The 24,397-nt window shown below is 72.3% G+C and carries 23 protein-coding genes; 4 read left to right on the top strand and 19 right to left on the bottom strand.

The annotated features are described in order from the left end of the window. From hisI to GPA04_RS01920, 3 genes are all read right to left on the bottom strand, one after another. On the bottom strand, positions 1–369 hold the full coding sequence (gene hisI / locus GPA04_RS01930) for a phosphoribosyl-AMP cyclohydrolase (protein ID WP_156221770.1): 369 nt from the start codon (positions 367–369) through the stop codon (positions 1–3). A gap of 28 nt (positions 370–397) precedes the next feature. Then, a complete protein-coding gene (locus tag GPA04_RS01925; protein ID WP_241680532.1) occupies positions 398–2,191 on the bottom strand; it encodes an ABC transporter ATP-binding protein in 1,794 nt (597 codons plus the stop codon). Between the two features lie 119 nt (positions 2,192–2,310). After that, positions 2,311–4,098 carry an ABC transporter ATP-binding protein gene (locus tag GPA04_RS01920; RefSeq protein WP_241680531.1) on the bottom strand — a complete coding sequence of 596 codons (1,788 nt, stop codon included), beginning with the start codon at positions 4,096–4,098 and terminating at the stop codon, positions 2,311–2,313. A 24-nt stretch (positions 4,099–4,122) separates the two neighbouring features. Between GPA04_RS01920 and GPA04_RS01915 the strand changes: the two genes are divergently transcribed. After that, the gene (locus GPA04_RS01915; protein ID WP_156221766.1) at positions 4,123–4,746 is read left to right on the top strand and encodes a TIGR03085 family metal-binding protein; all 624 of its coding nucleotides are present in this window, start codon (positions 4,123–4,125) and stop codon (positions 4,744–4,746) included. A gap of 10 nt (positions 4,747–4,756) precedes the next feature. Here GPA04_RS01915 and hisF read toward each other — a convergent pair whose 3' ends face one another. From hisF to GPA04_RS01860, 11 genes are all read right to left on the bottom strand, one after another. Next, on the bottom strand, positions 4,757–5,530 hold the full coding sequence (gene hisF, locus GPA04_RS01910) for an imidazole glycerol phosphate synthase subunit HisF (protein ID WP_156221764.1): 774 nt from the start codon (positions 5,528–5,530) through the stop codon (positions 4,757–4,759). Beyond that, the gene (locus GPA04_RS01905) at positions 5,527–6,423 is read right to left on the bottom strand and encodes an FKBP-type peptidyl-prolyl cis-trans isomerase (protein WP_156221762.1); all 897 of its coding nucleotides are present in this window, start codon (positions 6,421–6,423) and stop codon (positions 5,527–5,529) included. The genes hisF and GPA04_RS01905 overlap by 4 nt, the downstream gene beginning before the upstream one ends. A gap of 32 nt (positions 6,424–6,455) precedes the next feature. After that, entirely contained in the window at positions 6,456–7,865 is a 1,410-nt protein-coding gene (pafA, locus tag GPA04_RS01900; protein ID WP_156221760.1) for a Pup--protein ligase, read from the bottom strand. Continuing rightward, entirely contained in the window at positions 7,862–8,560 is a 699-nt protein-coding gene (prcA, locus tag GPA04_RS01895; protein ID WP_156221758.1) for a proteasome subunit alpha, read from the bottom strand. Before prcA ends, pafA begins: the two co-directional genes overlap by 4 nt. Beyond that, entirely contained in the window at positions 8,557–9,399 is an 843-nt protein-coding gene (prcB, locus tag GPA04_RS01890; RefSeq protein WP_156221755.1) for a proteasome subunit beta, read from the bottom strand. The genes prcA and prcB overlap by 4 nt, the downstream gene beginning before the upstream one ends. Positions 9,400–9,457: 58 nt before the next feature. Then, positions 9,458–9,649 carry a ubiquitin-like protein Pup gene (locus GPA04_RS01885; RefSeq protein WP_156221753.1) on the bottom strand — a complete coding sequence of 64 codons (192 nt, stop codon included), beginning with the start codon at positions 9,647–9,649 and terminating at the stop codon, positions 9,458–9,460. 91 nt (positions 9,650–9,740) lie between these two features. Continuing rightward, complete coding sequence (dop, locus tag GPA04_RS01880) at positions 9,741–11,345, bottom strand: depupylase/deamidase Dop (protein ID WP_156221751.1); 1,605 nt, start codon at positions 11,343–11,345, stop codon at positions 9,741–9,743. A 123-nt stretch (positions 11,346–11,468) separates the two neighbouring features. Next, a complete protein-coding gene (gene arc, locus GPA04_RS01875; protein ID WP_156221749.1) occupies positions 11,469–13,142 on the bottom strand; it encodes a proteasome ATPase in 1,674 nt (557 codons plus the stop codon). Positions 13,143–13,157: 15 nt separating this feature from the next. Then, positions 13,158–14,168 carry a tRNA (adenine-N1)-methyltransferase gene (locus GPA04_RS01870; protein ID WP_156222373.1) on the bottom strand — a complete coding sequence of 337 codons (1,011 nt, stop codon included), beginning with the start codon at positions 14,166–14,168 and terminating at the stop codon, positions 13,158–13,160. Positions 14,169–14,241: 73 nt separating this feature from the next. Next, complete coding sequence (locus tag GPA04_RS01865; RefSeq protein WP_156221740.1) at positions 14,242–15,339, bottom strand: site-2 protease family protein; 1,098 nt, start codon at positions 15,337–15,339, stop codon at positions 14,242–14,244. After that, on the bottom strand, positions 15,332–16,009 hold the full coding sequence (locus tag GPA04_RS01860) for an HAD family hydrolase (RefSeq protein ID WP_241680530.1): 678 nt from the start codon (positions 16,007–16,009) through the stop codon (positions 15,332–15,334). The genes GPA04_RS01865 and GPA04_RS01860 overlap by 8 nt, the downstream gene beginning before the upstream one ends. Positions 16,010–16,132: 123 nt before the next feature. Between GPA04_RS01860 and GPA04_RS01855 the strand changes: the two genes are divergently transcribed. After that, positions 16,133–16,945: a PAC2 family protein gene (locus tag GPA04_RS01855; protein ID WP_156222369.1), complete on the top strand. Its 813-nt coding sequence runs from the start codon at positions 16,133–16,135 to the stop codon at positions 16,943–16,945. Between the two features lie 143 nt (positions 16,946–17,088). Here the strand turns inward: GPA04_RS01855 and mshC are convergent, their stop codons facing one another. Continuing rightward, positions 17,089–18,300, bottom strand: a complete 1,212-nt coding sequence (gene mshC, locus GPA04_RS01850) for a cysteine--1-D-myo-inosityl 2-amino-2-deoxy-alpha-D-glucopyranoside ligase (protein WP_156221737.1) — start codon at positions 18,298–18,300, stop codon at positions 17,089–17,091. 43 nt (positions 18,301–18,343) lie between these two features. Further along, entirely contained in the window at positions 18,344–19,216 is an 873-nt protein-coding gene (locus GPA04_RS01845; protein WP_436277894.1) for an undecaprenyl-diphosphate phosphatase, read from the bottom strand. On the opposite strand from GPA04_RS01845, the gene GPA04_RS01840 reads away from it, so the two are divergent. Then, complete coding sequence (locus GPA04_RS01840) at positions 19,215–20,153, top strand: aldo/keto reductase (protein ID WP_156221733.1); 939 nt, start codon at positions 19,215–19,217, stop codon at positions 20,151–20,153. The two genes, GPA04_RS01845 and GPA04_RS01840, sit on opposite strands and share 2 nt — an antisense overlap. A gap of 3 nt (positions 20,154–20,156) precedes the next feature. Here the strand turns inward: GPA04_RS01840 and GPA04_RS01835 are convergent, their stop codons facing one another. Next, a complete protein-coding gene (locus GPA04_RS01835) occupies positions 20,157–20,450 on the bottom strand; it encodes a DNA primase (RefSeq protein ID WP_156221731.1) in 294 nt (97 codons plus the stop codon). Positions 20,451–20,505: 55 nt separating this feature from the next. Here GPA04_RS01835 and GPA04_RS01830 point away from each other — a divergent pair, with 55 nt between their 5' ends. Continuing rightward, complete coding sequence (locus GPA04_RS01830) at positions 20,506–20,718, top strand: DUF5703 family protein (protein ID WP_156221729.1); 213 nt, start codon at positions 20,506–20,508, stop codon at positions 20,716–20,718. 15 nt (positions 20,719–20,733) lie between these two features. Here GPA04_RS01830 and GPA04_RS01825 read toward each other — a convergent pair whose 3' ends face one another. Beyond that, complete coding sequence (locus tag GPA04_RS01825; RefSeq protein ID WP_156221727.1) at positions 20,734–22,050, bottom strand: M20/M25/M40 family metallo-hydrolase; 1,317 nt, start codon at positions 22,048–22,050, stop codon at positions 20,734–20,736. After that, complete coding sequence (locus GPA04_RS01820) at positions 22,047–24,116, bottom strand: M3 family metallopeptidase (RefSeq protein WP_156221725.1); 2,070 nt, start codon at positions 24,114–24,116, stop codon at positions 22,047–22,049. The genes GPA04_RS01825 and GPA04_RS01820 overlap by 4 nt, the downstream gene beginning before the upstream one ends. Between the last annotated feature and the right edge of the window lie 281 nt (positions 24,117–24,397).

Here is a 24,397-nt window from a genome sequence, read left to right as displayed (position 1 = left end):
TCACGCCATGCTCCCGAGCTCGCCGCGCACCGCGGGCAGCGCACCGCCGGCGTCGAAGCACGAGCGGGTCCCGGTGTGGCAGGCGGGGCCGACCTGCTCGACGCGGAGCAGCAGCGCGTCGCCGTCGCAGTCGATCTCGACGCTGCGCACCAGCTGCAGGTGACCGGAGGTGTCCCCCTTGCGCCAGTACTCCTGGCGCGAGCGGGACCAGTAGGTCACGCGCCCGGTCGTCAGGGTCCTCCTGAGCGCCTCGTCGTCCATCCAGGCGACCATCAGCACGCGGTCGTCGTGGTCGTCCTGGACGACCACGCAGACCAGACCGTTGTCATCACGGCGCAGGCGATCGGCGATCGCGTCATCGAGCGGCACGCCGACGATCCTGCCACGCGTGCGCGGCTCAACCACTCTGGACCACCCAGGAGGCGTGCAGGCGGGCGTACCGGCCGCCCTGCGCGACCAGCTCGGCGTGCGGACCGACCTCGACGACCCGGCCGGCGTCCACGACGACGACCATGTCGGCGGCCTCTGCTGTTGACAGCCGGTGGGCGATCGCGATCGAGGTGCGTCCCGCGGTCAGGCCGACCAGCGCCCTGGTGATGCGCGACTCCGTGGCCGGGTCGACGGCGGAGGTCGCCTCGTCGAGGACGAGGACGTCCGCGTCGGCCAGGTAGGCACGCATGATCGCGACCAGCTGGCGCTCGCCGGCCGAGAGCGACTCGCCGCGCTGCCCGACGTCGGTGTCGAGCCCCTGCGGCAGGCTCGCCACCCAGGCGCTCAGGCCGAGCTCGGCCACCGCCTCCTCGATCCGCTCGCGCGAGGCCCGCCGGCGTCCGTAGCCGACGTTGTCCGCGACCGTGCCGGTGAACAGGAAACCCTCCTGCGGGACGACGACGACGCGCCCCCGCAGGTCGCTGAGCCGGACGTCGCGCAGGTCGACGCCGTCGATGCAGACGGTGCCGCGCTGCGGGTCGGCGAACCGGGTGACCAGCCGCGCCAGCGTCGTCTTGCCGGACCCGGTCTCGCCGACGATCGCGACCCGCGAGCCGGCGGGGATCTCGAGATCGACGTCCTGGAGCACGGGCGGGCCGTCCGGGTAGGCGAAGCCGACGCCCGAGAACGAGATCGACGCCGGGTGTCGCGGCCCGAGGTCGACGGGCCGCTCCGGGTCCTCGACGTCGATCGGCGTGTGCACCACCGAGATGACCCGGCGCCAGCCGGCGACCGCGTTCTGCATCTCGTTGAGGACCTCGGTGGCCGACTGCACCGGCCCGGTGAAGATCTGGACCAGGAACAGGAACGCCAGCAGCCCGCCGACGGTGATCTGGCCGGCCAGCCCCAGCATCGTGCCGAGCGTGACCACGGCGGCGAGCGCGACGCCGGAGAGCAGGGTGCCGGTGGAGAACGCCAGCGAGGAGTACACCTGCGCCTTGACGGCCGCGTCCCGGTGCGCGGTGATCGCCTGGTGGATGCGTCCCAGCACCCGGGCTCCGGAGCCGTAGGCGCGGATGGTCTGGGCGCCCACGACCGCCTCCGAGATCGCCGCGAGCATCCCGCCGACACGCGCGCGGACCTGCCCGTAGGCACCGTTGAGGAGCCGTTGCCCGCGGGGGGCCAGCACCAGCATCGGCAGGAACACCAGCCACACGACGAGCGTGAGCTGCCAGGAGTAGAACAGCATCGCGATGGTGGCGCCGAGGATCTGCAGCATCGACAGGATCAGCATGATCCCGCCCCACTGCACGAACATCGAGATGGTGTCGACGTCGCTGGTCACGCGCGAGACCAGCGACCCGCGCCGCTCGGTGTTCTGCGTGAGCACCGAGAGGTCGTGGACGTGCCGGAACGCGCGGATGCGCAGCTGCGCGAGCCCGGCCTCCGTGGCCGTGAACAGCCGCACGTTCACCCACGAGGTCGCGACGCCGGTGACCAGCAGCACGCCCGCGGCGATCGCGCACATCCGGAGCACCAGGTCCGGGTCGGCGTCGCCGACGATGCCCCGGTCGGTGGCCTGCTGGACCGTGAACGGCACCACGAGCCTGCCGACCGTGGCCACGACCGCCAGCAGGAGGGTGATGCCGATGCCGCGGGTGATCGCCGGCGACAGCCGCAGCCCCTCGCGGAGCGTGCCGAACACCCCGAGGTCGGACGTGGCCTCGATGCGTGTGCTCTGTCCAGCCGGTCGCGCACTCACGCTCGCTCCGGTCCTCGCTCCGCTCCGGTCCTCACTCCCTGGTGCGCTCTGTCCCGCCGGTCGCGCACCGACGCTCGCTCCGGTCCTCGCTCCGCTCCGGTCCTCACTCCCTGGTGCGCTCATGCCCTCTGCTCCCGGTCGCGTGCGTAGGCGGTGACGATCTCGGCGTAGCCGGGGTCGCGGGCGAGCAGCTCGGCGTGCGTGCCCACGTCGACGACGCGGCCGGCCTCCAGGTGCAGCACCCGGTCGGCGAGCGCGATGGTCGCGTTGCGGTAGGCGATGACGACGACCGTGCACGCCTGCTCACGCAGGTTCGCCAGGATCGCCTGCTCGACCTGGGGGTCGACGGCGGAGGTGGCGTCGTCGAGCACGAGCAGCCGCGGCTGCCGCACCAGGGCGCGGGCGATCGCGATCCGCTGCCGCTGGCCTCCCGACAGCGAGGTGCCGCGCTCCCCCAGGACCTCGTCCAGCCCGCCCGGCAGCTCGCGGATGAAGGCGTCGGCGCGCGCCAGCCGCAGCGCCTCCCAGACCTGCTCGTCGGTGATGGGGCTGGCGCCGGGGTCGGCGAGGGTGATGTTGGAGCGGACGGTGTCCTCGAACACGAACGCCGTCTGCGCCACCAGGGCGGCCGCCGCGGTGCGCGAGGCCTCCGAGAGCGCGCGCACGTCGACACCGTCGTAGCGGACCACCCCCTCGGTGGCGTCGGTCATGCGCAGCAGCACGTCCACGAGGGTGGACTTGCCCGCACCGGTCGAGCCGACCACGGCGAGGGTGCCACCGGGCGGCACGACCAGGCTGACGTCCTGGAGCAGCAGCCGGGCCTCGGCACCCCGGCCGACCTCGAGCCGGACGTGCTCGGTCTCCAGGTGCAGCCCACCGGTACCGCTCAGGTCGACGTCGCCCGGCTCGAGGTAGCCGCGCGCATCGATCACGCGGGAGATGCGGTCGTGGCCCACCAGCGAGCGCGGCAGGTCGCCGAGCACGAACCCGATCGCGCGCACCGGGAAGGTGAGGATCGTCAGCAGGTAGGAGGCGGTGATCACGTCACCGGTGAGCGCGTCGCCCGAGGAGACCCGGTGCACGCCGACCACGAGCACGGCGAGCGTGGCCAGCGCGGGCATCAGGTCGATCACCGGGTCGAACACCGACCGGATCCTTCCGACACGGACGTTCGCCTCCCGCAACCGGTGCGTCACCTCGGTGAAGCGGTCCTCCTCGATCTGCTCGGTGCCGAGGGACTTGACGATGGTGGCTGCCTCGAAGCTCTCGTGCGCGACGTCCGAGACCTCCGCGCGCTCGGCCTGCACCTGGGTGATCGCCGGCGTCATCCACCGTCGGTAGACGGCGTTGACGGCCAGCACGAGCGGCAGCACCGTCAGCCCGATGAAGCCGAGCACCACGTCGGAGGCGAACATCGCCGCCGTCGCGCCGATCACCATGACGATGACCCCGAGCGCGAACGGCAGCGGCATGAAGACGTAGCCGGCGCTCTCGGCGTCGGAGTTCGCGTTGGAGAGCAGCTGACCGGTCGGGTGGGAGCGGTGCCAGGACATCGGCAGCCGCAGGTACTGGCGCGTGACGAGGCGGCGGTGACCCGCCTGCACGTCGACCGCGCCGATGCCGGCCCAGATCCGCCTCCCGGCGACCGTCACGGCGGTGGTGACCGCGAGGCCCAGCAGCACGAGACCGGCTCCCACGATCCTGCTGGTGCCGAGCTCCTCACCGGTCAGTGCCGGCACCACGACGTCGTCGGTCAGCCGCCCCAGCAGCCAGCCGACGGCCACGAACGCCAGCCCCCAGAGCGCGCTGGCCCCGATCGCGAGGGCGAAGGTCTTCGGCTGGGATCGGATACCCCTGCCGATCAGCAGCAGCGAGCGGCGGACGGCGCCACCGGGGAGGGCATACACGACGATCCATCCTAGGGTGGCGGCATGACGCGATGGGACCTGGTCGAGCGGCAGCACCTCGAGGCGACGCTGCGGGGGGCGGATGCCCTCGCGCCGACGCTGTGCGAGGGCTGGGAGGTCCGGCACCTGCTCGTCCACCTGTACCTGCGGCGGCACCAGCCGTGGCGCACGTTCAACGAGGACGAGGGCAGCGTGTTCGCCGAGCTGAGCGAGCAGGCGAGGGACCGCAGCGCCTACCAGGCGCTGGTCGAGCGGTTCGCCTCGCCGGTCGCGCGGCTGAGCCCGATGGCACTGATGGACGGCCCGATGGGCCGGCTGACGAACACGGTCGAGTACGTGGTCCACCACGAGGACGTCCGCCGCGGCGCCGGGCCGGTCCCGGCGCGCACGCTGCCGGCCGAGCACAGCGACACGCTGTTCGACGCCGTCGCGCAGATGGCCCGGATGACGATGCGTGGCCTGGGCGTCGGCGTGGTGCTGGCGGTCCCGGGTGGGCGGCGGCGCGTGGTCAAGCGCGCCGAGGACTCGGTCGCGGTCGTCGGCAGCCCCGTGGAGCTCGCGCTGGTGGCCTCGGGCCGCCGGCGCGCCGCCGACGTCGAGCTCCTCGGTTCGGACGCCGCGATCGGCAGCTTCACCGCCGCGTTCTGACCGCGCGGCCTCAGCGGACCGGGAAACCGGCCTCGCGGAGTGCGTCCTTGACCTCGCCGACGCGCATCCAGCCGAAGTGGAACACGCTCGCGGCGAGCACGGCGTCCGCGCCGGCGCGCACCGCCGCGACGAAGTGCTCGGCCTTGCCGGCGCCGCCGCTGGCGATGAGCGGCACGTCGACGGCGGCGCGCACGGCCGCGATCATCTCCAGGTCGAAGCCGTCCTTGGTGCCGTCGGTGTCGATCGAGTTCAGCAGGATCTCGCCCACGCCGGCCTCGGCGGCGTGGCTCACCCACTCGATGGCGTCCCGCCCGGTGCCGCGGCGGCCGCCGTGGGTCGTCACCTCGTACCCGGAGGGGGTCGGCTCGTCGCCGGGGCGGACCCGGCGCGCGTCGACCGAGAGCACCAGCACCTGGGCACCGAACCGGCGGCTGATCTCCCCGATCAGAGCCGGCCGCTCGACCGCCGCCGTGTTGACACCGACCTTGTCGGCGCCGGCGCGCAGCAGCGTGGCGACGTCCTCGGCCGAGCGCACGCCACCCCCCACCGTGAGCGGTACGAAGACCTCCTCGGCGGTCCGGCCGACCACCTCCAGGGTGGTGGCGCGGCCGTCGGAGGAGGCGCTGATGTCGAGGAACGTGAGCTCGTCGGCACCCTCGGTGTCGTAGAGGTGCGCCATCTCGACGGGGTCGCCCACGTCGCCCAGGTCGACGAAGTTGACACCCTTGACGACGCGACCGCCGTCGACGTCGAGGCAGGGGATCACCCTGATCGCCACGGTCATGAACCCGATCCTTCCGGAGTGGCCTCGGCCTGGGAGGTGACGGCCAGCACGTCGACGACGAACACCATGGTGTCGGTGCCGTCGGCCTGCGCCGGCGGCACCACGAGCAGCACGCGGGAGCCCACGGCGGCGTCGACCAGGCCGTCCTGCAGCCCCGGGATCCGGTCGACCAGCGGGATCGTCACCGGGACCGACCCGGGACCCCAGGTGCTCTCGAGGATCTCCCCCGTCGACCACGCCATCTGCACGTACCGCACCGTCACGGACTCACCGGCCTGCACCTGCGGCCCTTCGCCGCGGACGAGCTGGGCGATGGTCAGCGAGTTGGGCGGCGAGCTCTCGGGGAGCGTGATCGTCGGGGTGCCGTCGTCGACGGTCGCCACCTGCGGCAGCGCCGCCGGCGCCTCCAGCGGGGTGCCGACCGCCTCGGTGGGAAGGATGTCGTAGACGATGACCACCGGGTCCGGCACGGTCATCGTGCCCGGCTCCAGCCGGAGCAGCCGGGTGCCCTCGGTACGGCCCAGCAGCTCCTCGTAGAGGGTGCCCGCCTCGTCCTCGGTGAGCAGCAGGATCCGCGGCGGCGCACCGTAGGAGTCCTCGACGACCTCGCCGGTGATCGCGTCGTACGCGATGTAGCTGAGCATCACCGCGTCCCCCTCCGCGAGCGCCTCACCGGCGCCGGTGACCAGCTCGCGCGTGATCACCTCGGTGATCTGCAACGGCACCTCGAGGCTCACCATCGGGCGCCGGCCGACCTCACCGGCGACCTCGACGCCGTCGGTCGGGTCCTCCGGCGGTGGGTCCTGCCGACAACCCGCCAGCACCACGACGACCAGCAGCGCGAGCAGCGCTGCCAGGGCGCGCAGGGCAGGGCGCGGAAGCGTCGCGGGCATGGCCTCGGATCCTACGGGGGTCAGATGAGAGGTCAGAGACCCGTGAGCGGCTCGCCGACCGGACCGGTGGGCTCCCCCGACTCGAGCCCGGCGATCAGCCGGTCGACCCTGGGGTCGACGCTGCGGAAGGGGTCCTTGCACAGCACCGTGCGGCCTGCCTGGTCGTTGACCTTGAGGTGCACCCAGTCGACCGTGAAGTCACGTCGCCGCGCGGTGGCGGCGCGGACGAAGTCGCCGCGCAGCCGTGCCCGGGTCGTCTGGGGCGGGACGTCGACGGCGGTCGCGATGCTCGCCTCGTCGACCACGGTGGCCGCGAGGCCGCGCTCCTGCAGCCGTGCGAACAGCCCGTCGGTCGGGGAGATGTCGTGGTAGGCCAGGTCGAGACGACGGATCCGCGGGTCCGACAGCGGGACGTCGTGGCTGCTGCGGTAGCGATCGATCAGCCGCTTCTTGATCACCCAGTCGAGCTCGGTCTCCACGGCCGTCAGGTCGCCCGACGCGAGGGCGGTAAGGCCCCGCTCCCACAGGTCGAGCACCCACGCGTCGTGCGGCCCGTGCTCGTCGGAGCCGTCCACGAAGTCGCGTACCCGCTCGAGGTAGGAGGTCTGCATCTGGAGCGCGCTGATCCGCTCCCCCCGCGCCAGCGGCACGGCCGCCGTGCCGGTGAGGTCGTGGCTGATCTCCCGGATCGCCCGGACCGGGTTCTCCAGCGAGTAGTCACGGAACGTCGCGCCGGCCTCGAGCATCCGCAGCACCAGGTCGGTCATGCCGACCTTGAGCATCGTGGTGGTCTGCGACATCGAGGAGTCGCCGGAGATCACGTGCAGGCGCCGGTACTCCTCGGCGTCGGCGTGCGGCTCGTCGCGGGTGTTGATGATCGGGCGCGACCGGGTGGTGGCCGAGCTCGTGGCCTCCCAGAGGTGGTCCGCGCGCTGGGAGAAGGTGTACTGCGGACCGCGCGAGGTGACGAGCACGTGCCCGGCACCGGTGAGGATCTGCCGCGTGATGAGGAACGGCACCAGCACCTCGGCGGTGCGGGCGAAGTCGGCGCGCCGGCGGATCAGGTAGTTCTCGTGGCAGCCGTAGGAGTTGCCCGCGGAGTCGAGGTTGTTCTTGAACAGGTGGATCTTGCCGGGGACGCCGTCGGCGTCGAGCCGAGCCTGCGCGTCCGTGACCAGCCCCTGCAGGATGCGCTCGCCCGCCTTGTCGTGCGCGACGAGCTGGGCGAGGTCGTCGCACTCGGCGGTCGCGTACTCCGGGTGCGAGCCGACGTCGAGGTACAGGCGCGAGCCGTTGCCGAGGAACACGTTGCTCGAGCGCCCCCAGGCGACGACCTTGCGGAACAGGTAGCGCGCGACCTCCTCGGCGGAGAGCCCGCGACCCTCCGGCGCCGCGCAGGTGACCCCGAACTCGGTCTCGAGCCCGAAGATGCGCCGGATCACCCCTCGTCCGCCAGCACCGCGGCGAGGGCGTCGGCGTCGAGGCGCCGGAACGCACGGCGGCTGCGGGTCCGGTCGAGCACCGCCGCCTCCAGGGCGCTCGCCTCGATGGCGCGGACGCTGCCGTCCTCGGCGGTGCCGAGCGTGCTGACCGCGAGCTGCATCGCCTCGGTGAGCGTCAGCCCCGGCCGCCAGGCGGCGTCCACGATCGCGCCGAGGCGCTCGGCGTCACCGCCCATGACGACCCGGCCGGGCTCGTCGGTGACGGAGCCGTCGTAGGAGAGCCGGTAGATCTGGTCCTGCTCCTGCGTGATCCCCACCTCGGTCACGGCGAGCTCGACCTCGAGCGGCTTGGACTCGGTCGTGAACACCGCGCCGAGCGTCTGCGCGTAGGCGTTGGCCAGGCCTCGCGCGGTGACGTCGATGCGGTCGTAGGAGTAGCCGCGCATGTCGGCGTAGCGCACGCCCGCGACCCGCAGGTTCTCGAACTCGTTGTACTTGCCGACCGCGGCGAACGCGATCCGGTCGTAGATCTCGCTGATCTTGTGCAGCGCCCGGGAGGGGTTCTCGGTCGCGAACGCGATGCCGCCCTCGTAGCCGAGCACGACGACGGAGCGACCTCGCGCGATGCCCTTGCGTGCGAAGTCGGCCCGGTCCTTCATCAGCTGCTCGGGCGAGACGTAGAACGAGGAGGTCATGAGGCGCCTCCGCGCTCGGGGCTGGCGGTGCGTCGCGCGGCGATGACCTCGGTGTACCGGGCGAGGTCGGCCGCGGTGATCGCCTCGTAGCCGTCGGCGTCGACACGGGCGACGATCGGGTAGATGCCGCGGATCGCGTCGGGACCACCGGTGGCGGAGTCCTCGTCGGCGGCGTCGACCAGCGCGTGCAGCGCGACCTGGACCGCCTCGTCGGCGTCGAGGCCGTGGCTCCAGAGCTTCTTCAGCGAGCCGCGCGCATACACCGAGCCGGAGCCGACGCTGTGGTGGTCCTGCTCCTCGTAACGGCCGCCGACGACGTCGTAGGAGAAGATCCGGCCGATCTGGCGCTGCAGGTCGTAGCCGCCGAACAGCGGGATGGCGGCGAGGCCCTGGATCGCGAGGCTGAGGTTGGACCGGACCATGGTGGCGAGCCGGTTGGCCTTGCCCTCGAGCGAGAGCCGGGAGCCCTCGATCTTCTCGAAGTGCTCAAGCTCGAGCTGGAACAGCCGCACCAGCTCGACCGCGAGGCCGGCGGTGCCGGCGATCCCGATCGCGGAGAAGTCGTCGGCCGGGAACACCTTCTCGATCTGACGGTGCGCGATCTGGGTGCCCATGGTCGCGCGGCGGTCACCGGCCATCACGATGCCGCCGGCGTAGGTGAGCGCCACGATCGTGGTCGCGTGCGGGCTCACGTGCGCGAGCGACTCGGTCCCGCTCAGGTCCTGCCGCCGGCCGGGCAGCAGGTCGGGCGCGTACGAGGCGAGGAACTCGGTGAACGAGGCGCTCCCGGGCGTGGTGAACGCGGCGGGGAGGCGGCCGCCGGGGTCGACACCGCTCACTCGGGGTCCCCGCAGAGGCGTGCGGAGGGGCGCAGCACGGACGTGCTCGGAGCGGTGATCACTGGCCGCCCTTCTGCACGAAGCCACGCACGAAGGTCTCGGCGTTGGTCTCGAGGACGTCGTCGATCTCCGCGAGCAGGGAGTCCACCTCCGCCTCGTTGGCGGACGCGGCGGCTGCCTTGGGCGGCGGCGGCGTCTCGTCGTCCGGCGGGTCGGGGTTCTGACGGTTCTCGAACTGCTGCGACGACACGCTGGCTCCTCCTGGTGTGGTGCTCGGGTTCGATCCTAGTCGTGTGTGTGGTGCCTGCTCCTGCCGCTCACGAGCGGCAGCAGCGGCACCGCTACGTGGCCGGTCCGGACAACGCCGCGAGCAGCGAGGCCGCGTCGGTGTGGCTGGCCAGCAGCTCGCCGACGTGGTCGACCGTGCCGCGGTGCGGGTCGGGCATCGGCACCCGCTGGAGGTGGCGCTGGCCGCTGACGTCGAACACCACGGCGTCCCAGTTGGCCGAGGCGATCGCCTCGGGGTAGCGGCGGATGCACTCGCCACGGAAGTAGGCACGCGTGTCGGTCGGTGCATGCGCGATCGCCCGCTCGACCTCGGCCTCGGTGACCAGCAGCTCCACCGCGCCGGCGGCCGCGAGCTTGCGGTAGACGCTCCGCTCGGGGCGCAGGTCGGACCACTGCAGGTCCAGCGCCGCGATGCGCGGGTGGTCCCAGCCGATCTGGTCGCGGCGACGCATGCCCTCGAGCACGCGGAGCTTGGCGAGCCACTCGACCTCGCGTGCGCAGCCGGCGGGGTCGGTCCCCAGCCGGTCGAGCAGGTCGATCCAGCGACGCACGACGTCGGCGGTCACGCCGTCGGGCGCCTCCCCCGTGGTGGCGCCCTCCTCGAGAGCGGCGGCCACGGTCTCGGCGTACACGCGCTGGATCGCCAGCGCGGTCATGGTGCGCCCGTCGGCGAGGTCCAGGGGTGCGGACAGGCTCAGGTCGTGGCTGACCTCGTGCGCGGCCCGGACGGGGTCGGCGAGCGCGAGCGAGTCCAGCTCCCACGGCACCCCGGTGTGCTCCAGCAGCCACAGCACCAGCGCCGTGGTCCCCAGCTTGAGGTAGGTCGCCACCTCGAGCAGGTTGGCGTCGCCGACGATCACGTGCAGCCGCCGGAACCGCTCCGAGTCGGCGTGCGGCTCGTCACGGGTGTTGATGATGGGTCGCCGCAGCGTGGTCTCGAGCCCGACCTCGGCCTCGAGGTAGTCCGCGCGCTGGGTCAGCTGGAACCCGGCACGCTCGCCGCGCTGCCCCAGCCCGACCCGCCCCGCGCCGGCGAACACCGGCCGGGTCACCAGGAACGGCGTCAGCATCGTCACGATGTCGGTGAACGGCACCGCACGGTCCATCAGGTAGTTCTCGTGCGTGCCGTAGCTGGCGCCCTTGCCGTCGGCGTTGTTCTTGTAGAGCGCGACCTCCGGCATGCCGGGGATCTGGGCCAGCAGCCGCGAGCTGCGCAGCAGGATCTCGTCGCCAGCGCGGTCCCAGACGACCGCGTCACGCGGGTTGGTCACCTCCGGCCCCGAGTACTCGGGGTGGGCGTGGTCCACGTAGAACCGGGCACCGTTGGGCAGGATCACGTTGGAGACGACACCCTGCTCGGGGTCCGGGGCAGGCCGCTGCCGCTGCGTGACGCTCCACCCGCCGTCCGGTGCGGGGCTGCTCTCGTCGTCGGTGAGCTGGCTCGGGTGGGCGGCGCTGCGGTCCAGCCGCCAGCCCCGCGCGTCCCGCAGCGGGTCCTCGTCGGCGTAGTCCCAGCGCGCGCGGGCACCGCCCGCGACCCCCTCGTTCGCGTACGCGGTCACCACCTGCGCGCTGAGCATCATCGGGTTGGCACCGGGGTCGCGGACCCCGAGGATCCCGTACTCCGTCTCGATGCCCATGATGCGTCGCACAGTCACGGGCTCAACCCTAGGTGCGCACCCGGTCGAGGTCCGCACCTGGTCACGCACCTCGCCCGCGGGAAAGCGCTCTGGGGTGACGGCGGTCCAGCGGGTGGCCCGGAACGACCCCGAAGCGCGTCGCTACAGGTACTGACCGGTCTGGGAGACGTTCTCGATCGTGCGGCCGGACTCCGAGGCGCCCTTGTGCTGCACGATCGTGCGGATGAAGACGATCCGCTCCCCCTTCTTGCCGGACACGCGGGCCCAGTCGTCGGGGTTGGTGGTGTTGGGCAGGTCCTCGTTCTCGTGGAACTCGGCGAGGCAGGCGTCGAGCATGTGCTCGACGCGGATGCCGCGCACACCGGTCGCCAGCAGGTCCTTGATCGCGTTCTTCTTGGCGCGGTCCACGATGTTGGCGATCATCGCGCCGGAGCTGAAGTCCTTGAAGTACAGGACCTCCTTGTCCCCGCTGGCATAGGTGACCTCGAGGAACTGGTTCTCGGGGTCCTCGGCGTACATCCGCCCGACCACGCGCTCGATCATCGCCTCCACGGCGGCCTGGGGGTCGCCGTCGTGCTCGGCCAGGTCGTCGGGGTGGATCGGCAGGTCCGCCGTGAGGTACTTGGCGAAGATGTCGCGCGCCGACTCGGCGTCGGGCCGTTCGATCTTGATCTTCACGTCGAGGCGCCCGGGGCGCAGGATCGCCGGGTCGATCATGTCCTCACGGTTCGAGGCGCCGATCACGATGACGTTCTCGAGGCGCTCGACGCCGTCGATCTCGCTGAGCAGCTGGGGCACGATCGTGGTCTCGACGTCGGAGCTCACCCCGGTCCCCCGGGTGCGGAAGAGCGACTCCATCTCGTCGAAGAACACGACCACGGGGATGCCCTGGGAGGCCTTCTCCCGCGCACGGGAGAAGATCAGGCGGATGTGTCGCTCGGTCTCGCCGACGAACTTGTTCAGGAGCTCAGGGCCCTTGATGTTGAGGAAGTAGCTCTTCGGCCTGCCGGTCGTGTCGGGCTCGAGGGCGCCCTCGGACTCGGCCCGCTTCGCGAGCGCGGTCGCCGCGAGCGAGGTCGCGACCGCCTTGGCGATCAGCGTCTTGCCGCACCCGGGCGGGCCGTAGAGCAGCAGGCCCTTCGGCGGCTTGAGCCCGTGCTCGCGGAACAGGTCGGGGTGCAGGAACGGCAGCTCGACGGCGTCGCGGATCTGCTCGATCTGGGCGGCGAGGCCGCCGATGTCGGAGTACTCGACGTCGGGCACCTCCTCGAGCATGAGGTCCTCGACGTCGGAGCGCGGGATCCGCTCGAACGTGAATCCGGTGCGGGTGTCCACCGTGAGCGCGTCGCCCACGCGGACACCGGCCTGCGCGAGCGGCCCCGAGAGCCGCAGCACGCGCTCCTCGTCGGCCCGCCCGACGGCGAGCACCCGCTCCTCGTCGAGCACCTCCTTGACGGTGACCAGCTCGCCGACCGGCTCGTACGCGCCGGCGCCGACCACGGTCATCGCCTCGTTGAGCTGGACCTCCTGCCCCGGTCGGAGCTCGTCGATCGCGACGCTCGGCGAGGTCCCGACCCGCAGCTTGCGTCCCGAGGACATCACGTCGACCGAGCGGTCCTCGTGCGCGCGCACGAACACCGCGTAGGAGCCCGGGGGCCTGGTCATCTCCTCGAGCTGGGCGCGCAGCTCGACCATCTGGGTGCGGGCGGCCGTCAGGGCGGAGACGAGCCGCTCGTTCTTGGCCTGCAGGTCGACCAGCCGCTTCTCGGCGTCGCGGCCACCGCCACCGACCCTGCCTGGGACCTGCTCCGTCATGTCCTCAACGATAGGTCAGTCCTGCGGGTCGGGCGCAGCCGTCTCGCCGTCGGCGGGCTCGGCCCGCCTGGAGCGATCGGCCTCGTGCGCGCGCAGCACCCGCCGGACCTTCTTGGCGGACACGCCGCGCTCGCCGACGTCGGCGGCGAGGTCGGCCGTCTCGAAGTCGTTGACCGGTTCGCTGTAGGCCCCCGGGGCGGGCCGACGACGGCGGATCGGCGCGTTCACGCCAGGCGCCATCTTGCGTGTGGTCACCAGGAATCCCGTGTGGGCGACCATCCGGTGGTCCGGGCGCACCGACAGGCCCTCGAGGTGCCAGCCGCGCACCATCGACTCCCACGCGACCGGCTCGGTCCAGCTGCCGCGGTCCTTGGCGTCCTCGGCGAACCGGGACAGCTGGGTGGTGGTCGCGAGATAGGCCAGCAGCACACCGCCGGGGGCGAGCGCGTGCTCGACCGCCTCGAAGCACTCCCACGGCGCCAGCATGTCGAGCACCACCCGGTCGACCGAGCCGGCCTCGACGGCGCCCGGCAGCACGTCCTGCAGGTCACCGGTGCGCAGCTCCCACGCCGGGTGGTCGCCGCCGAAGAAGGTCTGGACGTTGCCGCGGGCGATCTCGGCGAAGTCCTCGCGGCGCTCGATGCTCAGCAGCGAGCCGCCCTCACCGACCGCGCGCAGCAGCGAGAGCGTCAGCGCGCCGGACCCCACGCCCGCCTCGACCACCCGGGCGCCGGGGTAGATGTCGGCCTGCGTGACGATCTGGGCGGCGTCCTTGGGGTAGATGACCGCGGCACCGCGGGGCATCGAGAGCACGTAGTCGGCGAGCAGCGGGCGCAGCGCCAGGTACTCCACTCCCCCGCTCGTCGAGATCACCGTGCCCTCGGGCGCGCCGATCAGCTCGTCGTGGGCGAACGATCCCTTGTGCGTGTGGAAGGTGTTGCCGACGCCGAGCGTCATCGTGGTCAACCGCCCCTTGGGGTCGGTGAGCTGGACGCGCTCGCCGTTCCGGAACGGTCCGCGGCGCATCTGGGCACCGATGGGGGCTGTGGTCACGAGGGGCAAGTGTAGGAACCAGCCGGTGCCCCGACGTCCACGCCGCTCAGCGCGGCAGCCGCCGGCTGGCGTCGAGCACGTCGACCGCGGCGAGCGCCCGCCCGTCCAGCCCGACCAGCACCACGAACCTCGCGCCCGCCCGGGCAGCGCGGGCGAGCTGACCCACCGCGGCCGAGCCCTGGTGGGTGAGCAGCAGCGCCTCGGCGGGAAGTCGCGCAGCCACGGCCGCCAGCGGCGTGGTGGCGATCGCCTCCGGCGGTACCGACTGCACCGCCGCGGGCTGGACCCAGGCGACCGGCCGACCATCGGGACCCGAGAGCAGCACGATCGTTCCGCCGTCGACCCCGCGCAGCGCCGGGATCGGCGCGTCCTGGTCCAGCACGGCGACCGGGACGGCCCAGGCCATCAGGTCGACGTCGCGGGTGGCGCGGCGTGCGGTGGCCAGGCGCGCGTTGGCGGCAGCGCCCTGCCAGAGCACCGAGGCGAGCAGCAGACCCCAGATCAGCGTGATCCAGTTCTGGGACCCGGTGAGGGCGCCGAGGTACACGCCGGTCAGGCCGACGAGGACGGCGACGACCTGACCCACCCGGGCGGCGACCAGGGTGCCCAGGTCGCGGTCGTCGCGCACCTTCCACACCAGCGCCTCGAGGAGGCGGCCACCGTCCATCGGCAGCGCCGGGATCGCGTTGAAGACCGCCACGAACACGTTGGTGAACGCCACCGCCGACAGCACCAGCGAGGTCGCCGGTGAGGAGGTGGCCGAGCTGGTCGCGGTGAACACCAGCGCCAGCACCCCGTTGGTGGCGGGCCCCACGACGGCCACCAGGGCGGACGCGCCGGGCCGGGCGATCTCGTCGTGGAACGAGGTGTGACCGCCCCACAACGACAGCACGTACTCCCGGACGGGGATGCCGAGCCGCTGCGCCGTCAGCCCGTGCGCGAGCTCGTGGGCGAGCACGCTGAGCGCCAGCAGCAGCGGGATGCCGGCCGCCACCAGCGCGGCGGGCACCAGGTCGAGGCCGAGCACGCGGGCCACGGTCGGCGTGAACACCACCATGAGGACGACGGTGATGAGCGCCCAGCCGGGCGTGAGGTAGATCGGGACGCCACGGATCGCGCCGACCCGTAACCCGGACCTACGCACCGATGAGGTCCACGACGCCGCCGGCGGCGATCTTCTCCAGATCGGCGGCACCGACCCCGGCCAGCGTCGTCATGCGGCTGCGGCCGGGCGCGGCCGGCAGCGGGACGTGCGCCTCGACCGCGAGCACCCGGGCACCGGCGGCCTCCGCGGAGGCGACGCCAGGGGTCGAGTCCTCGATGGCGACGCACGAGGCGACGTCGACGCCCAGGTTCGCGGCCGCCGTCAGGTAGGGCTCGGGGTGCGGCTTGCCGCGCGTCACGGCGTCGCCGGTGACCACGGTGGCGAAGATGCCGTCGGGGAGCTGGTCGAGCACCACGTCGACCATGCGCTTCCACGACATCGTCACGAGCGCGCACGGCACACCGGCCTCGTGGAGCTCGACGAGGAGCTCACGGGCCCCGGGCCGCCACGGCACGCCGAGCGTCGCCATCCGGTCCAGCACGGCGTCGATCAGGGTGTCGACGATCTCCTGGATTGACAGCGTGATGCCGAACCACTCCTGCAGCAGCGCGGCACTGTGCTCGAGCGACTGCCCGATCATGAGCGGCAGGATCGCCGGGTTCCAGGTCGCCCCTGCCGCGGTGACCAGCTCCTTCTCGGCTGACAGCCAGTACGGCTCGGAGTCGACAAGGGTCCCGTCCATGTCCCAGAGGACAGCGGCGAGCGTCACGATATTTCAGGCTCCAGGTGGGTGCCGGGCGATGTGCCTGCTCAGGGTATATCTCCCACGATCTAGGCTGGAGCCGTGACCACACCTCGTCACGCCGCAGAGCGTCCCGATCTCCCTCCCGCGATGATGATCGCGGCGTTCGAGGGCTGGAACGACGCCGGCTCCGCCGCGTCGTCGGCCGTCGCCGCCCTGGCGCGGGCCTGGCGGGCGCGCGAGGTCCGCGCGCTCGACCCGGAGCCGTACCACGACTTCCAGGTCAACCGCCCGGTCTCGAGCAGGGACGCCGATGGCCGCCGCACGCTCGAGTGGCCCCAGACCACGGTCTCGATCGCGCTGAGCCCGGTGCTGGGTCGCAGCGTGGTGCTCGCCCAGGGCACCGAGCCGTCGATGCGGTGGCGCAGCTACTGCAACGAGCTGCTGGACGCTGCCGAGGAGCTGCGGGTCGGCACGGTCGTGACGGTGGGCGCGCTGCTCGCGGACGCGCCCCACACCCGCCCGATCCCGGTGCAGACCAGCTCCGACGACCCGCAGGTGCAGGCGCTGCTCGGGATCGAGGGCAGCGACTACGAGGGCCCGACCGGCATCGTGGGCGTGCTCGGCCACCTGGCGGCCGAGCGCGGCATGCACACGCTGTCGGTGTGGGCCGCCGTCCCCCACTACGTGGCGCAGCCGCCCTCACCCAAGGCCACGCTCGCGCTGCTGGCCGGCCTCGAGGAGGTGCTGGGCGAGCCGGTCCCCACGGGAGACCTGGCCGAGGACGCCGACGCCTGGCAGCGCGGCGTCGACGAGCTCGCCGCCGAGGACCCGGAGATCGCCGAGTACGTGCAGCAGCTCGAGGAGGCGAAGGACACCGCCGACCTCCCCGAGGCCAGCGGCGAGGCGATCGCGCGCGAGTTCGAGCGCTACCTGCGCCGTCGCGGCAGGGACAACGGCTGACCCGCTGCGGGTGTGGGCGCCGGCGTCGGCGCGCTCGTGCAACGAAACCGTCGCCAGATAGTCCGATCACGGCGATCTGGCCCTGATGGCGGCAGGTGGCGACGGATGTGTTGCACCCGCTGGAGCCGCGCGCCGGTTCGGCGTCAGCCGATCTCGACGCCCAGCAGGGCAGAGACAGCGGCGATCACGGCTCGGCCACGGCCGGGGCGCGCAGCCCAGGCGTCCACGATCGCGACCGCGGCCGGGGTGTTGAGGTCGTCGGCGATCGCGGCGCGCAGCGCGGCGATCGTGGCCGACTCGTCGGTGTCCCGCGCCAGGTGCGCGGCGTCCTGCCACCGCTGCCAGCGGCGCGCAGCCGCGCCCAGCTGAGCGCTCGAGTACTCCCAGTCGGTCCGGTAGTGCTGGGCGAGCAGCACGAGGCGCACGACGTCGGCGGGGATGCCGTCGGCAGCGAGCTGGCTGACGAACACCAGGTTGCCCCGGGACTTGCTCATCTTGTGACCCTGGTAGCCGACCAGCCCGGTGTGCACGAACGCCTCGGCGGGGTGCTGGCGGCCGGTCACCTCGCGCAGGTGCGAGGTGGACATCTCGTGGTGGGGGTAGACCAGGTCGTAGCCGCCGCCCTGCACGGTCATCGGGATGTCGAGATGGTCCCGGGCGATCGCGGCGCACTCGATGTGCCAGCCGGGCCGGCCCTCACCCAGGTCACCGCCTGGCCAGGAGGGCTCACCCTCGCGCCGTCCGCGCCACAGCAGCGGGTCGCGCGGGTGGCGCTTGCCCGGTGTGTCGGGGTCGCCGCCGCGCTCGGCGAAGAGGGTGTCCATCTCCGCGTCGTCGAGGTGGCCGATGCTGCCCACCAGGGCGTCGGCGGCGAGGTCGGCGTACACGTCGTCGCCCACGACGTAGGCGGAGCCGGTGCGCAGCATCTCCGACACCGCGGTCACCACGAGGTCGACCGAGTCCACCACGCTGACGTAGTGCGCGGGCGGGATCACCCGCAGGCCCGCCATGTCGCCGCGGAACTTCTCGATCTCCGAGGAGGCCAGCTCGCGCCAGTCGACACCGGTGTCCTCGGCCCGCTCGAGCAGCGGGTCGTCGACATCGGTGACGTTCTGCACGTAGGTCACGTCGAGACCGGCGTCGCGCCAGGCCCGGTTGAGGGTGTCGAAGGCGACGTACGTGGCCGCGTGACCCAGGTGCGTCGAGTCGTAGGGCGTGATGCCGCACACGTACATCCCGACGCGGCCGCCGACGCCGGACAGCTCGCGGAGCCCTCCGGAGGCGGTGTCATGGACCCGGGGAACGATGCCCTGACCCTCGATCGTCGGCACCTCAGGGGCGTTCCAGCTCTGCACGCCACGAGCGTAGCCGGACCTGACGGCCCCCTGGACCGGGTGCCTAGGCGGGCGGCATCGCCTGCAGCACACCGGTGAGCAGCAGCACGACGACCAGCGCGGCCAGCCCGACCCGGTACCAGACGAACCCCTTGTAGGAGTAGGTCGAGACGATCTTGAGGAACGCGATGATGACGACGTACCCCACCCCGAACGCGACGAGGGTGGCGATCACGGTCGCCGGCAGCCCGGCCTCACCGCCGCTGAAGCCGCTCTTGAACAGCTGGTAGAACCCCGAGCCCAGTACCGCGGGGACGGCGAGCAGGAACGAGTAGCGGGCCGCCGCCTCCCGCGTGTACCCGAGCAGCAGCCCGGCGGTGATCGTGCCACCGGAGCGCGACACGCCGGGGATCAGCGCGAGCGCCTGCGCGAGCCCGAACAGGATGCCGTCCCGCCAGGTGAGCTCGGTCAGCGTCTTGGTCTTGGCGCCGACCCTGTCCGCCCAGCCCAGGATCAGCGCGAAGCCGGCCAGCACGGCCGCCGTGATCCACAGGTTGCGCAGCGCGTGCTCGATCTGGTCCTGGAACAGCAGCCCCAGCACCACGATCGGGATCGAGCCGACGATGACGTACCACCCCATGCGGGCGTCGGGATCGGTGGAGGGCACCTGCTTGGCCCAGGGGCCGACCGGCAGCGACTTGACCCAGTGGCTGATGATGCGGGCGATGTCGCGGCGGAAGTACAGCACCACCGCTGCCTCGGTGCCGATCTGGGTGATCGCGCTGAACGAGGCACCGGGGTCGGCACCGAGCAGCTCACCGACGATCCGCAGGTGCGCGCTCGAGGAGATGGGCAGGAATTCCGTGAGGCCCTGGATCAGGCCGAGGATCACCGCGTCGAAGAAGGACACGGGCGGCAACACTAACCTGATCGCCATGGAGCTGAGGCGGTTGGGTCGCACGGGGTTGCGCGTGTCGGCAGTGGGGCTGGGCACGATGACCTGGGGCCGCGACACTGACGAGCACGAGGCGGCCGAGCAGCTGAGGATCTTCCTCGACGCCGGCGGCTCGCTGGTGGACACCGCCGCCACCTACTCCGACGGCGGTGCGCTCGACATCATCGGCGGGCTGCTGCAGAACGAGGTCCACCGCGACGACGTGGTGCTCTCGGCCCGGTCGGGGGTCGTCGACGGGCGGCTCGACGCCTCGCGGCGAGCGCTGCTCAGCTCGCTGGAGGAGACGCTGCGGCGGCTCGGCACCGATCACCTCGACGTGTGGCTCGTGCAGGCACCTGACCCCGGCACCCCGGTGCCCGAGGTCGCGGACACGCTCGCGCACGCCGTGTCCTCCGGCAAGGTCCGCTACGTCGGGCTCGCCAACCACGCCGCCTGGCAGGTGGCCCAGGTCGCCACGCTGCTCGAGCACGGCGTCGGCCTGGCGTGCGCGCAGACCGAGTACTCCCTGCTCAACCGCTCGGCCGAGGTGGAGCTCATGGACGCGGCGCAGGCCCTCGGGGTCGGTGTCGTCGGCTGGTCGCCGCTCGGGCGTGGCGTGCTGTCGGCCAAGTACCGGCACTCGGTCCCGGCCGACTCCCGTGCCGCCTCACCGCACCTGCGTGGCTTCGTCGAGCCGTACCTGACGGCGTACGCCCGCAGCGTCGTCGAGGCGCTCGCGACCGCAGCCGACGGGCTCAGCCGGGCACCGGTCGAGGTCGCCCTGGCCTGGGCGCGCGACGCGCCCGTGGTGAGCAGCGTCGTCGTCGGCGCTCGTACGCCCGCTCAGCTGCGCGGCGCGCTGGCTGCGGCCGACCTGGACCTGCCCGACGAGATCCGTGACGCCCTGGACGACATCACCCAGCCTGCCGGGCGCCGCTGAGGGTCAGGTCTGCTCGAGGTCCTCGTCGGCGTCGTCCTCGTCCTCGTCGGCGTCGTCGTCGTCCGCGAAGTCGTCCTCGTCGTCGTCCTCGTCGGAGTCGTCGTCGAGGTAGAACGGCGTGTCGACGCCGGTCTCCTCGTACAGCGCGTCGTCGTAGGTCTCGAACGCGTCGGCGAGCAGCGCGGCGGCGTCCAGCACCGTGTCGGCATCGGGGTCTTGCTCGGCCGTGGCCGCGGCAAGGTGGGAGCGGAACGCTGCTATCAGCGTCTCGAGCGCTGCACTCGGATCGGTGGCCATGGGCGTAAACGTAGCGCTACGCGAGAGGTGGTGACAGCCCTATACAGTGAGCGCCATGTCGCGTTCCGACCACACGCGCCCGCCGTCGTCCTACGAGGTCAAGGTGCTCACGCTCCCCCGGACGACCACCCGCAACGAGGTGCGCAGGCTCCTGACCGAGGAGGCCGAGTACGGCAAGTGGGAGCTCGCCCGCCATTGCCTGTACGTCGGGGGCAGCCGCAAGGTCTGGCTGCGCCGGCGGATCATCCGGGTGCGGTCCACCCTCTGAGGTCGGCTGTGGCGCTCAGCAGCTCTGCAGGAACCGCCGCAGCACCCGCACGCCGAACTCGACCGACTCCACGGGCACCCGCTCGTCGACCCCGTGGAACATCCCGGCGAAGTCGAGCTCCGGAGGCAGCCGCAGCGGCGCGAACCCGTACCCGGTGATCCCCAGGCGTGCGAGCGACTTGTTGTCGGTGCCGCCGGAGAGCATGTAGGGCAGCACGTTCGCACCCGGGTCCTCGGCGTCGAGCGAGGCCACCATGGCGTCGACGAGATCGCCGGTGAACGGCACCTCGAGCGCGATGTCGCGGTGGATGTCCTCGACCCGCACGCCCTCGCCCGCGAGCTCGCGGATCGTGGCCATCACGTCCTCCTCGGCCCCGGGCAGGAACCGGACGTCGACGGCGGCGCTCGCCTGCCCGGGGACGACGTTGGCCTTGTAGCCGGCGTCGAGCTGGGTCGGGTTGGCGTAGTTCGCGGTGGTCGAGCCGACGAACTTGCTCATCGGGCCGAGCGCGGCGACCAGGTCGTCGACCGTGCTGGGGTCGTCGGGGTCGAAACGCTTGCCGGTGAGGTCGGCGACGCCGGTGAGGAACGCCGTCACGGTGGTGCCGAGCGAGGTCTCGAAGCGGTGCCGGCCGATCCGGGCGACCGCCTCGGCGAGCCTCGTCACGGCGTTGTCGGTGTTGACCTGGGAGCCGTGCCCGGCGGTGCCGTCGGCGACGAGCCGCAGCCACGCGATGCCCTTCTCGGCGGTCTGCAGCAGGTAGGTGCGACGGCCGTCGATCTCGATGCTGAAGCCACCGACCTCGCTGATCGCCTCGGTCGCGCCCTCGAACCACTCGGGGTGGTGCTCGACGACCCAGCCCGCACCGAGCTTGCCGCCGGCCTCCTCGTCGGCGAAGAACGCGACCACCAGGTCGCGGGAGGGCTGCCAGCCGCTGGTCTTCATGTCCCGGAGCACCGCCAGGATCATCGCGTCCATGTCCTTCATGTCCACGGCGCCGCGGCCCCAGATCATGCCGTCCATCTCGTCCCCGCCGAACGGGTCCATCTTCCAGTCGCTGGCCTGCGCCGGGACCACGTCGGTGTGCCCGTGCACCACCAGGGCCGGCCGGGTGGGGTCGGCGCCGGGGATGCGCAGCAGCACCGTCCCGCGGGTCGGGCGCGACTCCACGTAGGTGGGGTCGTAGCCGACCTCGGTCAGCAGCTCCATGACCTTCTCGGCCGCGGCCCGCTCCCCCGGTCCGGAGTCGTCGCCGTAGTTCGAGGAGTCGATCCGGATCAGCTCGCGGCAGATCCGGACCGCGTCGGCCTCCGGGGAGATGTGCGCGGTCATGAGTCCAGCTTTCGACGGCGGAGCAGGGGTTGGATGTCGGCGTCACGTCCGCGCAGGTCGCGGTAGGACTCGAGCGGGTCGCGCGAGTGGCCGCGCGCGAGCAGCGCCTCGGCGAACCGGTCACCCGCCTCGCGGTTCAGCCCGCCGTCACCGTCCCGAGCGGCTTCGGTGCCGAACCACTCCACGGTGTCGGCGTCGAGGACCTCGCTCCAGATGTAGGAGTAGTAGCCGGCGTCGTAGCCCCCGCCGAAGGCGTGGTTGAAGTAGGTGGTGCGGTAGCGCGGCGGGACCTCAGCGAGCGCGACGCCCGCGGCGGTCAGGGCGCGCTCCTCGAAGGCGAGGACGTCGTCGACGTCGGTCGGGACGTCGTCGGGGGCGAGGGTGTGCCACGCCTGGTCGAGCAGCGCGGCGGCGAGGAACTCGGTGGTGCGGAACCCCTCGCCGTCGGACTGCGAGGCGAGCAGCGCGTCCAGCAGCGCCTCGGGCAGCGGCTCGCCCGTGCGGTGGTGGCGGGCGTAGCTGGCGAGGATCTCGGGGTGGGTGGCCCACATCTCGTTCACCTGCGACGGGTACTCCACGAAGTCGCGCGGCACCGCCGTCCCCGACAGCGAGGGGTAGGTGACGTCCGAGAGCAGGCCGTGCAGGGCGTGGCCGAACTCGTGGAACGCCGTGTTCACCTCGTCCCAGGTCAGCAGCGTCGGCTCGCCGGCGGCCGGCTGGGTGATGTTGAGGTTGTTGACGACGACCGGGAGCTCGCCGGTGAGGTGGGACTGCTCGGACAGCGAGTGCATCCACGCACCGCCGCGCTTGCCCGCACGCGCGTAGTAGTCGGCCACGAACAGCCCACCGGGCGTGCCGTCGGGGCGGGTGACCGCGAAGACGCGCACGCCGTCGGCGTAGCCCGGCAGGTCGGGCCGCTCGGTGAAGGTGAGCCCGTAGAGCCGCTCGGCTGCGAGGAAGACGCCGCGCTGGACGACGTTCTCGAGCTCGAGGTAGGGCCGCAGCGCGGCCTGGTCGACCTGGTACCGCTCCGCGCGCACGCGGTCGGCGTAGTAGCCCCAGTCCCAGGCCTGCAGGCTCTCCCCGGGGTGATCGGCCGACAGCGCGGCCTGGAGCTCGGCCGCCTCGGCGCGGGCGTTGCGCACCGCGGGTGCGGCCAGCTGGGTGAGCATCGCGCTGACCGCGTCGGTGGACTGGGCGGTGCCACCCGCCGCGACGTAGGCCGCGTGGTGCGGGTAGCCGAGCAGCTGGGCGCGCTCGGCACGCAGCCGGGCCAGCCGCAGCACGAGCTCGCGGGTGTCGGTGGCGGCGTCTGCGCCCCAGCCCCGTGCCAGCGAGGAGCGCTGGATCTGCTCGCGCAGCAGCCGGTGAGGGCTCTGCGTCACGAGCGGCTGCGCCGTGGGGAGGATGAAGGTGACGAGTGCGCCGTCGCTGCCTCGATCGGCCGCCGAGCGACGCAGCCCGGACACCGTCTCCTCGCTGAGGCCCTCGAGCAGGGCCTCGTCGGTGACCGGCACGGCCGCTGCCGCCATGCCGGCAGCGGCGCGCTGGGAGAACTCGGTCTCCGCTGCGCTGATCGCCGAGTTGAGCGCGCGCAGTCGGCCGGCTGCCTCGTCGTCGAGGGTGATGCCGGCACGCTCGAAGTCCTGCAGGTACCGGTGCAGCAGCCATCGGGTCTCGGCGTCGGTGTCCTCGGGCAGGGTCTCGCTGAGGGTGCGCAGCCGCTCGAAGATCCGCTTGTCGAGGTAGAGGGCGTCCCGGTGCTCGGTCATCTTCGGGGCCAGCTCGGTCTCCACGGCGCGGATCTCGTCGTCGGCGGCCGAGTTCGCGAGCGTGTACAGCGGCCAGTAGGCGTGGCGCAGCGGCCCCCGTGCCCGTTCCAGGCGTTCCAGCGTCGAGGCGATCGAGGGCGCTGCGTCCTCGGTCGCGATCTGCTCCCAGAGCGCTCGCTGGTCCGCCATCGCGGCGAGCACCGCGCTGCGCATCTGCTCCAGCGACAGCGCCGGGAAGTCGGGGAGGCCGGCGTGAAGGCGCGGCAGTGGGGTGGTCTGCGAGGAGGTGTTCATCCCGGCCATTCTGGCCGATGATGACCAGCGTCGGAGGCGTGCGGGCGCCACCGGTGAGGGGGTAGCATGCCGAGCGGCCGAGACTTTCCCGTCCCCCTCGGGATCTCGAGGCCGCGCTGCGATGAGTCGTCGGCCCCCCTCCGAACGACCGTCGCGCGGTCAGCCCCGGTGCCTCACGGCGCCGGGGCTGACACCTTTCCTGTCGCGAGATCCGAAATTGCTTCTGTGATCGTGTTCACACGACTGTCACATGTCGCCTACATTCTTGGGGGGTGCTTGCC

The organism is Pseudactinotalea suaedae (genome assembly GCF_009733815.1).
Taxonomy (GTDB): Bacteria; Actinomycetota; Actinomycetes; order Actinomycetales; family Beutenbergiaceae; genus Pseudactinotalea; species Pseudactinotalea suaedae.
The sequence above is the reverse complement of the archived record's forward strand: the minus strand, read 5'-3'. Positions and strand labels throughout refer to the sequence as shown.